The sequence below is a fragment of the Modestobacter marinus genome (assembly GCF_019799945.1).
GTDB classification, from domain to species: domain Bacteria; phylum Actinomycetota; class Actinomycetes; order Mycobacteriales; family Geodermatophilaceae; genus Modestobacter; species Modestobacter marinus_B.
Genome location: NZ_JABGCH010000001.1, coordinates 379975 through 392232, shown reverse-complemented (window position 1 = coordinate 392232; position 12258 = coordinate 379975). Strand labels below are relative to the sequence as shown.

10 protein-coding genes are annotated in these 12258 nt (G+C 75.1%); 4 read left to right on the top strand and 6 right to left on the bottom strand.

What is annotated here, in order from left to right:
- Positions 1 to 11 precede the first annotated feature (11 nt).
- Positions 12 to 695 (top strand): UdgX family uracil-DNA binding protein, encoded by a 684-nt coding sequence (locus HK417_RS01850; protein WP_222262666.1) that lies wholly within the window; start codon positions 12 to 14, stop codon positions 693 to 695.
- A gap of 45 nt (positions 696 to 740) precedes the next feature.
- On the opposite strand, the gene HK417_RS01845 is transcribed toward HK417_RS01850, so the two are convergent.
- From HK417_RS01845 to pdxH, 3 genes are read right to left on the bottom strand one after another with little or no spacing between them, the layout of a single operon-like run.
- Complete coding sequence (locus HK417_RS01845; RefSeq protein WP_222262664.1) at positions 741 to 1922, bottom strand: glucose-1-phosphate adenylyltransferase family protein; 1182 nt, start codon at positions 1920 to 1922, stop codon at positions 741 to 743.
- Between the two features lie 46 nt (positions 1923 to 1968).
- Entirely contained in the window at positions 1969 to 3387 is a 1419-nt protein-coding gene (locus tag HK417_RS01840; RefSeq protein ID WP_308123316.1) for an MFS transporter, read from the bottom strand.
- Positions 3384 to 4031 (bottom strand): pyridoxamine 5'-phosphate oxidase, encoded by a 648-nt coding sequence (gene pdxH, locus HK417_RS01835; RefSeq protein WP_222262662.1) that lies wholly within the window; start codon positions 4029 to 4031, stop codon positions 3384 to 3386. The genes HK417_RS01840 and pdxH overlap by 4 nt, the downstream gene beginning before the upstream one ends.
- 167 nt (positions 4032 to 4198) lie before the next feature.
- On the opposite strand from pdxH, the gene HK417_RS24865 reads away from it, so the two are divergent.
- Positions 4199 to 4459 carry a hypothetical protein gene (locus HK417_RS24865; RefSeq protein ID WP_261325580.1) on the top strand — a complete coding sequence of 87 codons (261 nt, stop codon included), beginning with the start codon at positions 4199 to 4201 and terminating at the stop codon, positions 4457 to 4459.
- A 47-nt stretch (positions 4460 to 4506) separates the two neighbouring features.
- Complete coding sequence (gene serC, locus HK417_RS01825; protein ID WP_222262660.1) at positions 4507 to 5622, top strand: phosphoserine transaminase; 1116 nt, start codon at positions 4507 to 4509, stop codon at positions 5620 to 5622.
- Between the two features lie 58 nt (positions 5623 to 5680).
- Here the strand turns inward: serC and HK417_RS01820 are convergent, their stop codons facing one another.
- The 3 genes from HK417_RS01820 to HK417_RS01810 all read right to left on the bottom strand — a co-directional run bounded on the left by HK417_RS01820 (position 5681) and on the right by HK417_RS01810 (position 10980).
- The gene (locus HK417_RS01820; RefSeq protein WP_222262658.1) at positions 5681 to 7174 is read right to left on the bottom strand and encodes a circularly permuted type 2 ATP-grasp protein; all 1494 of its coding nucleotides are present in this window, start codon (positions 7172 to 7174) and stop codon (positions 5681 to 5683) included.
- Between the two features lie 22 nt (positions 7175 to 7196).
- Entirely contained in the window at positions 7197 to 9083 is a 1887-nt protein-coding gene (locus HK417_RS01815; RefSeq protein WP_222262656.1) for a prolyl oligopeptidase family serine peptidase, read from the bottom strand.
- A gap of 112 nt (positions 9084 to 9195) precedes the next feature.
- Positions 9196 to 10980, bottom strand: a complete 1785-nt coding sequence (locus tag HK417_RS01810; RefSeq protein WP_222262654.1) for an N-acetylglutaminylglutamine amidotransferase — start codon at positions 10978 to 10980, stop codon at positions 9196 to 9198.
- A gap of 305 nt (positions 10981 to 11285) precedes the next feature.
- Between HK417_RS01810 and sepH the strand changes: the two genes are divergently transcribed.
- A complete protein-coding gene (gene sepH, locus HK417_RS01805; RefSeq protein WP_222262652.1) occupies positions 11286 to 12218 on the top strand; it encodes a septation protein SepH in 933 nt (310 codons plus the stop codon).
- Positions 12219 to 12258 lie beyond the last annotated feature (40 nt).

Below are 12258 nucleotides of genomic sequence, written 5' to 3'. Positions count from 1 at the left end.
GGGATCACGGCATGACCAGCGAGAACCAGCCGGCCCAGCCGCCGGTCGGGGTGGGCCTGGCCGGGCTGCGCGAGGCCGCCGCCGGGTGCCGGGCGTGCGAGCTGTGGGAACCGGCCACCCAGACCGTCTTCGGCGAGGGGCCCGAGACCGCCCGCGTCGTCTTCGTCGGCGAGCAGCCCGGCGACCAGGAGGACCGCAAGGGCGAGCCGTTCGTCGGCCCGGCCGGGCGCCTGCTGGACCGGGCGCTGGCCGACGCCCACATCGACCGGCGGGACGCCTACGTCACCAACGCGGTGAAGCACTTCCGGTTCACGCCCACGCCCAAACGGCGGATCCACCAGTCCCCGGGACCGGAGCACCTGCGAGCCTGCCGGCCGTGGCTGGAGGCGGAGTTCGCCGTCCTGCAGCCGGAGGTGGTCGTCTGCCTGGGCGCGGTGGCGGCCAAGGCGCTCATCTCACCGTCGTTCCGGATCACCCGCGAGCACGGGCAGTTGCTGCCCTGGACCCCGCCGGGGGTCCGCGCCGCCGAGGCCGGGCTGCCCGAGGCCGACCAGGACGAGGACGCGCCGCACCAGACCTGGGTCCTCGCGACGACGCACCCCTCCGCCGTCCTCCGCACGCCCGACGAGGGACGCCAGGCCGCCTACGACGCCCTCGTCGCCGACCTCGAGGTGGTCGCCCGCGCCCTCGCCTGACGTCCCCTGGGGCAGAAGTGGCCACTTCTGCCCCAGGGGGCGGGGTCAGTCGCGCTCGGGCTCCGGCAGCCGGCCGCCGGGGGCGAGCTCGGTGCCCTCCGCCACCTGCGCCCGCCGGCCGACCAGGGCGATGTCGCCGTCCCCGCCCACGGTGGCGCCCTTCCCGACTTCCACGCCGTCGTCCAGCACGGCGCGGGTGACGGTGGCTCCCGCGCGCACCCGGACACCGGGCAGCAGCACCGAGTCGACGACGGTCGCCCCCTGCTCCACCACCACCCCGGGCGAGAGCACCGAGCCGCTGACCTGCCCGGCGACCCGGGTGCCGCCGGAGATGAGGCTGCCGTCGACGATCGCCCCGTCGAGCACCCGGGCCGCGCTGTGCCGGCCGCCGCGGGTGTGGACCGGCCAGGACCGCTCGTCGAGGTCGATCGGCGGGTCCGCGGACAGGAAGTCGCGGTGCGCCTGCCAGTACGCCGGCACCGTGCCGACATCGCGCCAGTAGCCCTCCAGCGGGTACGCCCGGGCCAGTCCCTCCGCCGTCTGCGCCGGCAGCAGGTGGTGCCCGAGGTCCTGCAGCCCGTCCTCCCCCACCTCGCGACTGAGCGCCTCGAGCCGGTCCAGGGTGGGCGTCGGTGAGAAGACGAGGACCTCGTTGGTCGCCGTGGTGGTGGCCGGCTCGTCGGGCTTGTAGGCGTAGTCGGTCACCCGGTCGCCGTCCACCTGCACGATCCCGTAGCGGGCGGCGTCGTCGGCGGCGACCTCGGTGGTGACCATGGTGACCTCGGCTCCGGAGCCGAGGTGCGCGTCGACGACCGCCCGGTAGTCCAGCTTGTAGACCGCGTCGGCGCTGACCACCACCAGCGCGGCAGGGGCGTGGCCGCGGATCAGCTCGGCCTGCCGCCACAGCCCGTCCGCGGTGCCCTCGGTGAAGCCGGCCCGCTCGCTGGTGGCCTGGAAGGGCGGCAGCATCATCAGCCCGCCGGTGGTGCGGTCGAGGTCCCAGGGCCGGCCGTTGGCGAGGTGCTCGGACAGCGACGTCGGCTGGTACTGCACCGACACCCAGACGTCGGCGATGCCGGAGTGCTGGCAGTTGGACAGCGGGAAGTCGATCAGCCGGTAGACCCCGGCGAACGGGACGGCGGGTTTCGCCCGGGTCTCGGTCAGCAGCTCGAGGCGACCGCCCTGACCACCGGCGAGGACGAGGACGAGGATCCGGGGCAGCGCCATGCACCCCGGCTACCCGCGCATCGGCGGTGCAAGCGGCAACCGTCGTTCAGTCGGTGGCGGACTCCTGCGCCAGCCGGGCCCGGCCGGCCTCGGCCAGCTCCGCCGACCGGGAGGCGCGGAAGGCGAAGAAGGAGGGGACGGCGAGCGCCACGACCGCCATCGCCACCACGATCACCACACCGCCGGACACCATCGCCGTCGTCACGCCCAGGCTGCTGGCCATGACGCCGGCGCGCAGGTCGCCCAGCCGCGGGCCGCCGGCCACCACGACGAGGAAGACGCCCTGCATCCGCCCGCGCATCTCCTCGGGCGCCGCGGTCTGCAGCATCGAGGACCGCAGCACCGCGCTCACCATGTCCCCGGCGCCGGCCAGCGCGAGGCAGGCCACCGCGAGCCAGAGCGTCGGGGCGAGACCGAAGCCGACGATCGCCAGCCCCCAGACGACGATCGCGCCGAGGACCACGGCGCCCTGCCGGTCGACCCGGCTCACCCACCCCGAGGTCAGCCCCATGAGCAGCGAGCCGATCGAGACGCCGGCGAACAGCCAGCCCAGCGCGTTGGCGTCCCCGGCGAACGTCGTCCCGGCCAGCTCCGGGAACACCGCCTGCGGCCAGGCGAACAGCATGGCGATCACGTCGACGACGAAGGTCATCAGCAGCACCGGCTGGGTGCGCAGGAACGAGAAGCCCTCCCCCACCCCGCGCACCGCGCCGGTCAGGCTCAGCCGGCCGGCCGTCCCACCGGGCGGCAGCGGCGGCAGGCCGCGCAGCAGCAGCACCGCGGCGGCGAAGCCCAGCGCGTCGACGAGGTAGGTCACCGCCACGTCGCCGAGCGCGATGAGCAGGCCGGCCAGCAGCGGGCCGACGATCACCCCCGCCTGCCGGACGGTCATCGCCAGGGCGTTCGCGGCCGGGACGCCGTCCTGGCCGACGATCGCCGGGATCACCGCGCTGCGGGTCGGCTGGTTGACCGCGGCGAAGCCCGACACCGCCGCGGTGAGCAGCCACAGCACCCAGAGGTGGCCCTTCCCCGGCAGCAGCGCCTGCACGGCGAGCAGCCCGCTGGTCACCGCGGCGCCCATCGAGGTGATCAGCAGCAGCCGGCGGCGGTCCATCGCGTCGGCGATCGCCCCACCGAGCAGGCCGAAGACGATCAGCGGCACCAGCGCGAGCACCGAGGTCACGCCGACCATCAGCGAGGAGCCGGTGATCTCGTACACCTGGTACGGGACGGCGACCAGCGTCATCTGCTGGCCGAGCATGGTGACCGCGACCCCACCGAAGATGCGGCGGTAGGCGCGGTTCCGCAGCGGCGTGGTGTCCAGCGCCCAGCCCCGCCCGCGCGAGCGGCCCCGCTGCAGGGGCCCGCGCCGAGCTCCAACGGCCCCGTCCGGAGGCTCGCCCCGAGCTTGCGAGGGGTGAGGGGGACGGGGTCCTTCCCGGGGGGCAGCGGGGTCCTTCTTCACGGGGCGAGCCGCTGCACGATCCAGCCGCCGCCCTCCTCGTCGTCGCGGACGAACACCAGCCGGTCGTGCAGGCGGTCGTGGCCGCCCTGCCAGAACTCCACCCGCACCGGCACCACCCGGTAGCCGCCCCAGGTGTCCGGGCGGGGCACCGGACCGGGCGGGGTCTCCGCGTCCAGCAGCCGCACCCGCTCGACCAGCTCCTCCCGGTCGTCGACCACCGTCGACTGCAGCGAGGCCGCCGCGGCGAGCTGCGAGCCGCGCGGCCGCGGGTCCCAGAGGGCGTCCGACGCGGTCGGGCCGATCCGCTCCACCGTGCCGGTGATCCGGACCTGCCGCTGCTGCGCGTGCCACGGGAACACCAGGGCCGCGCGCGGGTTCACCGCGAGCTGCGCGCCCTTCGCCGAGGCGTAGCTGGTGCCGAACACGAGGCCGTCGGCGTCGTACCCCTTCATCAGCACGATGCGCGCGTCCGGCGCCCCGTCGGCGTCGGCCGTGGCGAGCACCATGGCGTTCGGCTCCGGCAGCTCGGCGGCGACGGCGTCGGCGAACCAGCGGTCGAACTGCTCCACCCAGGTCGGCGCCAGCGTCGACTCGGAGAAGCCCTCGGCGTCGTAGTCCCTGCGCATGCGGATCAGGTCGGGCACAGCCTGATCCTGACACCGCGCCCTTGGTCGCCGCGCCGCGACCAGCGGGACGTGGCGCCCGTCACGGCCGCCCGCCCGGCTGGGAGCGGGCGCGGGCGTGCGCCTAAGTTGTGCTCCGTCATGCGCTGACGAGCGTCCGCCCCACCGCGCGCAGAGGAGCCTGCGAGATGGCCGACGACTTCATCTCCGGTCTGGAGGGCGTCGTCGCCTGCGAGACGGCCATCGCCGAGCCGGACCGGGACGGCGGTCAGCAGCGTCACCGCGCGGTCGACATCGAGGACCTGCGCGAGCGCCGCCTGGAGCAGGACACCGGGCGGCTGGTGCGGCCCTCGGCCCGCCACGTCGGACCGCCGCCCCGCACACCGCAGGACGTACCGGGCTGGGACACGATCCCGACCCGGCGGATCGGCGCGCCCACCCCCGCTTGAACGAAGGACCCCTGCAGAGGGGCCGACGACCCGAGAGGCACACCCGCATGACGATCACCATCCCCACCGACCTGCTGCCCGAGGACGGGCGCTTCGGGTGCGGCCCGTCCAAGGTCCGGCCCGAGGCGCTGCAGGCCCTCGCGGCCGACGGCGCCGCGCTGATGGGCACCTCGCACCGGCAGGCGCCGGTGAAGGGCCTGGTCCGGCGCGTGCGCGAGGGCCTGACCCAGCTTTTCGACCTGCCCGAGGGGTACCAGGTGGTGCTCGGCAACGGCGGGTCGACCGCGTTCTGGGACGCCGCGACCATCGGGCTGGTGCGGCGGCGCAGCGCGCACGGGAGCTACGGCGAGTTCTCCGCCAAGTTCGCCTCGGCGGTCGCCGAGGCCCCATTCCTCGAGTCGCCGGTGATCGCCAAGGCCGAGCCGGGGTCCCTCGCGCTGCCGGAGGCAGAGGCCGGCGTCGACGTCTACGCCTGGGCGCACAACGAGACCTCCACCGGGGTCATGGCGCCCGTCGTCCGCCCGGTCGGGGCCGACGACGACGCCCTGGTGCTCATCGACGCCACCTCCGGCGCCGGCGGGCTCCCGGTCGACGTCGCGCAGACCGACGCCTACTACTTCGCCCCGCAGAAGTCCTTCGCCTCCGACGGCGGCCTCTGGATCGCGCTGATGTCCCCTGCGGCGCTCGAGCGGGTCGCCGAGATCAAGGCGTCGGACCGGTGGATCCCCGGGTTCCTGGACCTGTCGATCGCCGTCGACAACTCCAGCAAGGACCAGACGTACAACACCCCCGCGGTCGCGACGCTGTTCCTGCTGGCCGACCAGATCGAGTGGATGCTCGGTCTCGGCGGGCTCTCCGGTGCGGTGGCCCGCAGCCAGGACAGCTCCGGCCGGCTGTACGAGTGGGCGGAGAAGACCGCCTACACGACGCCGTTCGTCGCCGACCCGGCGCAGCGGTCCCTGGTCGTGGGGACGATCGACTTCGACGACAGCGTCGACGCGGCGCTGGTCGCCACGACGCTGCGGGCCGCCGGGGTCGTCGACGTGGAGCCGTACCGCAAGCTCGGCCGCAACCAGCTGCGCGTGGGCATGTTCCCGGCGGTCGACCCGGACGACGTCAGCGCCCTGACCGCCTGCATCGAGCACGTGGTGGGCAGGCTGTAGGCCCTCGTCCCGAGACTCGCCCCGAGCTCGCGAGGCAGAGGAGGACGGGGTCCTCCGGCTAGGCGGGGGGCAGCACCCAGGTGTCCTTGCTGCCGCCGCCGCGGCTGGAGTTGACCAGGAGCGAGCCCTCCTCCAGCGCGACACGGGTCAGCGGCGCGGGCAGTGCCCGCGTCACCGTCCGCCCGGCGACGGCGAAGACCCGCAGGTCCGCCCGCCGCGGCACCACCATCCCGTCGACCACGGTCGGCACGGTGGAGAAGTCGACCGGCTCCTGCGCCACGAAGCGGTGCGGGGCCGCCGCGACCAGGGCGTGCAGCTCGGCGAGCTCGGCGGCGGAGCAGTGCGGTCCGAAGACCACCCCGGCGCCGCCGTAGCCGTCGACGGGCTTCACCACGAGCTCGTGCAGCCGGTCCAGCGCCTCGGCCCGGTCGCCGTCGTCGGCCATCACCCAGGTCGGCACGTCGGCGAGCACCGGCTCCTCGCCGAGGTAGAAGCCGATCATCTCCCGCACGTACCGGTAGACCGCCTTGTCGTCGGCCACGCCGTTGCCGGGGACGTTGGCCACCGCGAGCCGGCCGGCCCGGACCGCCTCCCCGAGCAGGACGTCGACGGGCGTGCCGAGCGGGGTCAGGTGGGCGGCCAGGTCGGTCTCGTCGAAGCGCCGGTAGAGGACGTCGACGGGCAGCCGCTCCCCCGCCACCTGCACGGCCACCCCGCCGCTGGGCGTGGGCCACAGGGTGGACGGGGTGGCGATCGGCACGCCCATCGCCTCGGCGAGCAGCCGGTGCTCGAACCAGGCGGTGTTGCCCGCGCCGTCGCTGAGCACCGCCACCTGCGGGGTGCCCGTGCACGCCGGCGGCGCCGCGTCGGCGAGGGCGGCCCGCAGCAGCGCCACCGCCTCACCCGGGTCGACCAGGCCCGCGGCCTCGGCCGGTCCGTAGAGCTGCGGCAGCGCCGCCCGCCCGCTGTCCCGGTTGGCGAGCGCGTAGCCGATGCCCGAGGGGACCCGCAGGTTGTCCTCCAGCACCACCCACCCCCGCGGACCGTGCAGCAGGTCGAGACCGGCGACGGTGATCCGCTGCTGCCCCGGTGAGGCGAACCCGACCGCGGCCGGCCGGTTGCCGGGGCTGGCGGTGACCACCCGCTCGGGCACCAGCCCGGCCCGGACGATGTCCGCGTGCGGGTCCGGGTCGGTGCGCCGCCGTCCGCCCTTGCGGTAGACGTCGGCCACGAAGGCGTTCAGCGCCCGGGTGCGCTGCTCGACCCCGGCCGACAGGTGCGCCCAGTCCTCCGCCGGCACCACCCGGGGCACCGGGCAGAGCGGGAAGGCCCGCTCGACCATCCGGCCGTCGACGAAGGAGCCGAAGACCACCCCGCGGACCCGGCGCTCCTGGGCCATCGCGCCGGCCGTCGCCGTGAGGCCTACCCCGCCCAGCTCCTGGAGCACCCGGGCCACCGGCTCGTAGGCCGCGCGGACCCGGCCGTCGGCGTCGACGGCCTCGTCGCGGGCGGCACCGGGATACCGGGCGAAGACACCGGCCTTGTCGGTCATCGCGGTCGTCGGGCCTGTCGGGTCACAACCAGCGATCGAACCACTCGGCGACCCGCTCGGACAGGGCCAACAGGTTCTCCCGTCCCACGACCGTGTGGCCCTCCCCCCGCAGCAGGAGCAGCTCGGCGGTGGCGCCGCGGGCGGCGAGCGCCTGGTGGGCCTGGACCGACTCGAGGACGGGCACGTTGGTATCCCGGTCGCCGTGGGTGAGCAGCACCGGCGCGGTGATCCGGTCCAGGGTGGTCATCGGCGAGAGCGCGGCGAGCATGTCCCGGTCGGTCACCGGGTCGCCGTACTCGGTCACCGACGCGGCGGCCATCCACGGCTCGGTCCCGGCGAAGAAGGTCCGCAGGTCGCTCATCCCGGCCAGCGTCGCGCCGGCGGCGAACAGGTCCGGCCAGCGGGAGAGCGCCACCAGGGTGAGGTAACCGCCATAGGACCAGCCGTGCGCGCCGATCCGGCCGGGCAACGCGATGCCCGCGGCGACGAGGTGCTCGACGGTGGCGACGACGTCGGCGAACGACCCCTGCCGGGCGGCCAGGTCGTCGGCGGCCATGAACGCGCGACCCCGCCCGCCCGAGCCGCGCACGTTGGGCCCGAAGACGGTGAACCCGGCGGCGACGAGCGACTGGGCCACCGCGTGGAAGTCCGGCCGCTCCTGGCCCTCCGGCCCGCCGTGGAAGGTGACCACCGTGCGGTTGGGCCCGCGCACCCCGGGCGGGGTGTACAGCCAGCCCTCCAGCTCGGTGCCGTCGTGCGCGGCGTACCGCTGCAAGCGCGGGGTGACCAGCAGCCGGGGGTCGGGCCAGGGCGGGGTCGAGGGCAGCGGCGCGCGCCGGGTCGCGGCGTCGTCCAGCGGGACCAGCCACAGCGCCCGCGGCGCGCCCGGTCCGGTGAGCTCGGCGAGCAGCGTGCGCCCGTCGGAGGACAGCGACCAGCCGGGCATCACCGGCTGCGGCAGCGGGACGGCGTGCCGCAGCGACCCGTCGGCCAGGTCCCGCACCTCCACCTCGGTGACGCCGCGGGCGTTCCAGACGCACAGCACCGTGCCGTCCGCGCGGACCGCGTAGGCGTCGAGGTCGGCGTCCGGGCGGGAGACGAGCGTCTCGGCCGGTCCCGGCACCCGGTGCTCGTCCAGCGGGACCCGCACCAGCCCGGCCCGGTCGCTGCCGGGCAGGCCGGGCCGGGCCGGCAGCGCGGCGCGCAGGAACAGGGAGCGCAGGTCCGGCGCGAACCGGCCGTCCTCGGACGCCGCGCCGCCGGGGGCGTCCGACGGGATCGCCGGCCGCTGTTCCCCGGTGACGACGTCGATGAGCACCACGTGCCGGTGCCCCCGCGTCCCGCGGCGGGCGAGGACGGTGCGCTCGTCGGCGGACACGGCGGTGACCGAGAGGAACCCGCCGGATGCCAGGGTGCGCTGCCGCCCGCTCACCACGTCGACCAGCACGACGTCGGCGCCGGGCCCGTCCCCCGGGGCGATCGAGCAGACGTAGTGCCCCGGGGCCGCGGTCCAGCCGCCGGCGAGGACGGTGGCCCGCGGGTCCGCCCCGGCCACCAGGTGCCGGTCGTTGCCGTCGGGGCGCACCGCCCACAGCTGCGCGCAGATCGAGCCGCCGGGGCTCACCAGGTAGGCCAGCCACTCGCCGTCCGGCGACCAGGCGACGGAGACGACCTCCTCGTCCGGTCCGGACAGCACCGCGGGCGGGGTCTGCTGCTCCAGCGTGGCCAGCTCCAGCCGCGGCAGCCCGGACCGGTCGCTGACGTAGGCGACCCGGTCGCCGGTGGGCGCGAGGGTGGGGCACCAGGCACCGGAGGCGCCGGCGATCTCGGCGATCGCGAGGCGGACCTCCGTCGGCAGCCCGGTGGCACGCGCGGTGGGGGTCGGGTGGTCGGTCACCAGGTCGGTCATGGCACCTCCTCGTCTCGGGATGGGGGGCACGAGTCCGTGTGCGGACGTCGTCGTGCGTCGGGATCGGCAGTGTGGCGCGGCAGCCTGACAGGTCCGCCCCGCACTGTCGACGTCAGCGGATGCCCTGCCGCTGCAGCCAGAGCTCGAGCAGCCCGATCTGCCAGAGCTGGTTGGCGCCCAAGGTGGTGCGGTGGGCGTTGGGCTGGGCCAGCAGCCGCTCGACGTAGTCGGCGCGGAACAGGCCCCGCTCCCGAGCCTCCGGGGCGTGCAGGGCCGCGCGCACCGTCTCCAGGTAGTCGCCCTGCAGGTCGATGATCGCCGGCACCGGGAAGTAGCCCTTGGGCCGGTCGATCACGTCCGCCGGGATCACCGCGCGGGCGGCGTCCTTGAGCACGCCCTTGCCGCCGTGCGCCAGCTTCAGCTCCGGGGGGACGGCGGCTACCAGCTCGGCGAACTCGTGGTCGAGGAACGGCACCCGCGCCTCCAGGCCCCACGCCATCGTCATGTTGTCGACCCGCTTCACCGGGTCGTCGACCAGCATGATCGTGGAGTCCAGCCGCAGTGCCTTGTCCAGCGTCGTCTCGGCGCCCGGCCGGGCGAAGTGCTCGGCGACGAACTGCCGGCTCACGTCCTCGCCGGTGAGCCACTGGTCGGACAGGATCCCGGCCAGCACGTCGTGCGGGCGGTCCACGAAGACCTTGGTGTACGCGTCGACGGCCTGCTCGACCGGGACGCCGTCCAGCGGGGGGTACCAGTCGTAGCCGGCCATCACCTCGTCGGCGCCCTGTCCGCTCTGCACCACCTTGACGTGCTTGCTGACCTGCTGGGACAGCAGGTAGAAGGCGACCGCGTCGTGGCTGACCTGCGGCTCGCTCATCGCGCCGATCGCGCCGTCCAGCCCGGCGTGCACGTCGACGCTGGGGATCAGCAGCCGGTGGTGGTCGGTCGCGAAGGTCTCGGCGATGACGTCGGAGTACACGAACTCGTCGCCCGACCGCTCCCCCACCGCCTCGAACCCGATGGAGAAGGTGGCCAGGCCCCGCTGCCCCTCCTCGGCGAGCAGCCCGACGATGAGGCTGGAGTCCAGGCCGCCGGACAGCAGCACCCCGACCGGGACGTCGGCGACCATCCGCCGGCGCACCGCGATCCGCAGCTGCTCGAGCACCCGCTCCTGCCACTCGACCGGGTCCAGGCCGGCGAGCTCGGGGCGCCGCTGGTGCACCGGGCGCCAGTACTCCCAGTCGGACTCGCGGCCGTCGGGCTCGTACGTGCGCACCGTCGCGGGGGGCAGCTTCCCGACGCCCCGCAGGATCGTGCGTGGCGCCGGGACGACGGCGTGGAAGGACATGTAGTGGTGCAGCGCCACCGGGTCGATGCTCGTGTCGACGCCGCCCGCGCGGACCAGCGCCGGCAGCGAGGAGGCGAAGCGCAGCCGGCCGGGGCTCCGGCTGAGGTAGAGCGGCTTGATGCCGAACCGGTCGCGGGCCATGACCACCCGGCCGGTCTCCCGCTCCACCACGACGAAGGCGAACATCCCGAGGAAGCGCTCGACGCAGGCGGCACCCCAGCGGTCGTAGGCCTTGAGCACCACCTCGGTGTCCGAGGTGGAGAAGAAGCGATAGCCGAGGCCCTGCAGCTCCGCCCGCAGCTCCTTGTAGTTGTAGATGATCCCGTTGAAGACCATCGTCAGCCCGAGCTCGGCGTCGACCATCGGCTGGGCGCCGGCGTCGGTCAGGTCGATGATCTTCAGCCGCCGGTGGCCGAGCGCGACCGGGCCGGCCTGCCATCCGCCGGAGCCGTCGGGTCCGCGCCGCTGCAGCTGGTCGCACATCGCCGCGACGGCGGCCATGTCGGCGACGTGGCCGTCGAACCGGATCTCACCGGAGATGCCGCACACGAGCACTCCTCCTCGTCCTGGTGCGGCGCCGCGCTGCGCCGGCCATCGGTCCCACCATCCACCGTGCGTGTTTCCAACACGTGACCCACGGCCTGTCCCGGGACACCGGAAGTGGTCATTGTCTCGGGAGCCGGTGCGCCGGGCGACCGCGCGCCCCCTTGCGCCCGGCATGCCGGAGTGCCCGTTGTCGAGCCGACGCGCCGCACCGGGCGTGTCGGCCGCGCGCGTCGATGGCGCGCCGATAGCGTGGGCGCTGGTCCGCTCCCCCGGATCCGCACCGAGCCACCGTTGGAGGTCGCCCGCTCATGCGCGCTCTGCGCCTCGTGGCGCTCTCCGACGACGGCCAGCGCCTGGTGCTGACCCTCGACGAGCCCGGGTCCGACGAGGACGGCGAGCGGTTCGAGCTGCGCGCCGACGACCGGCTGCGGACCGCCCTGCGGGTCGACCCGAAGCCCGGCCGGCCCTCCCCCGACGCGCACGAGTCGCTGCCCCCGCGGGTGATCCAGGCCCGGATCCGCGCCGGCGAGACCCCCGAGCAGGTCGCCGCCGCCTCCGGCACCAGCGTCGAGCGCATCATGCGCTTCGCCCACCCGGTGCTGCAGGAGCGCGAGCGGGTCGCCGAGCAGGCCCGCGACGCGCGGGTGCGGCTCACCGAGGGGACTCCCGGCGTCCCGCTGGAGCAGTTCATGGCCGAGCGGCTGCGGCTGCTCGGGGCCGACCTCGACGCCGTCAGCTGGGACGCGCACCGCAGCGACGACGGCACCTGGCACGTGCAGGCCGCCTGGCGGGGCGGCCACAAGTCGGGCACCACCCGCTGGAGCTACGACATCCCCGCCAAGACCGTCACGCCGATCGACGCGACGACCTCGGACTTCGCCGAGGGCACCCGGCTGGTCCGGGTGGTCCCCGACGTCCCCGCCGGGCTGCCGGCCGCCCCGGTCCACCGGCGCGGCATCTCCGTCGTCGGCTCGCCGGCCGAGCCCACCGACGCCGGGGACCTCGTCGAGGAGGAGCTCGGCTCCGAGGACGACGTGACCGACGTCGTCCCCACCGACGGCACCCCCGTCGAGCCGGATGACGGTGGTTCCCTCGAGCACCCCGACCCGTACGACGACGTCGACCCGGACACCCAGGACACCGTGGTGCTGGGCCGGCTCGGGGACGTCGAGGAGGAGGACCCCCGCGCCCGCATCCCGGCGTGGGAGGACATCGTCTTCGGAGTGCGCCGCCACCGCTGAAGGTCGAAGGACCCCGTCCTCCCACCCTTCGCAGGCTCTG

Bases quoted from the DNA above. Each gene is read 5' to 3' on its own strand.
- HK417_RS01850 (WP_222262666.1), top strand. From the start codon at position 12: ATGACCAGCGAGAACCAGCCGGCCCAGCCGCCGGTCGGGGTGGGCCTG.
- HK417_RS01845 (WP_222262664.1), bottom strand. From the start codon at position 1,922: ATGGCGCTGCCCCGGATCCTCGTCCTCGTCCTCGCCGGTGGTCAGGGC.
- HK417_RS24865 (WP_261325580.1), top strand. From the start codon at position 4,199: ATGGCCGACGACTTCATCTCCGGTCTGGAGGGCGTCGTCGCCTGCGAG.
- serC (WP_222262660.1), top strand. From the start codon at position 4,507: ATGACGATCACCATCCCCACCGACCTGCTGCCCGAGGACGGGCGCTTC.
- HK417_RS01820 (WP_222262658.1), bottom strand. From the start codon at position 7,174: ATGACCGACAAGGCCGGTGTCTTCGCCCGGTATCCCGGTGCCGCCCGC.
- HK417_RS01815 (WP_222262656.1), bottom strand. From the start codon at position 9,083: ATGACCGACCTGGTGACCGACCACCCGACCCCCACCGCGCGTGCCACC.
- sepH (WP_222262652.1), top strand. From the start codon at position 11,286: ATGCGCGCTCTGCGCCTCGTGGCGCTCTCCGACGACGGCCAGCGCCTG.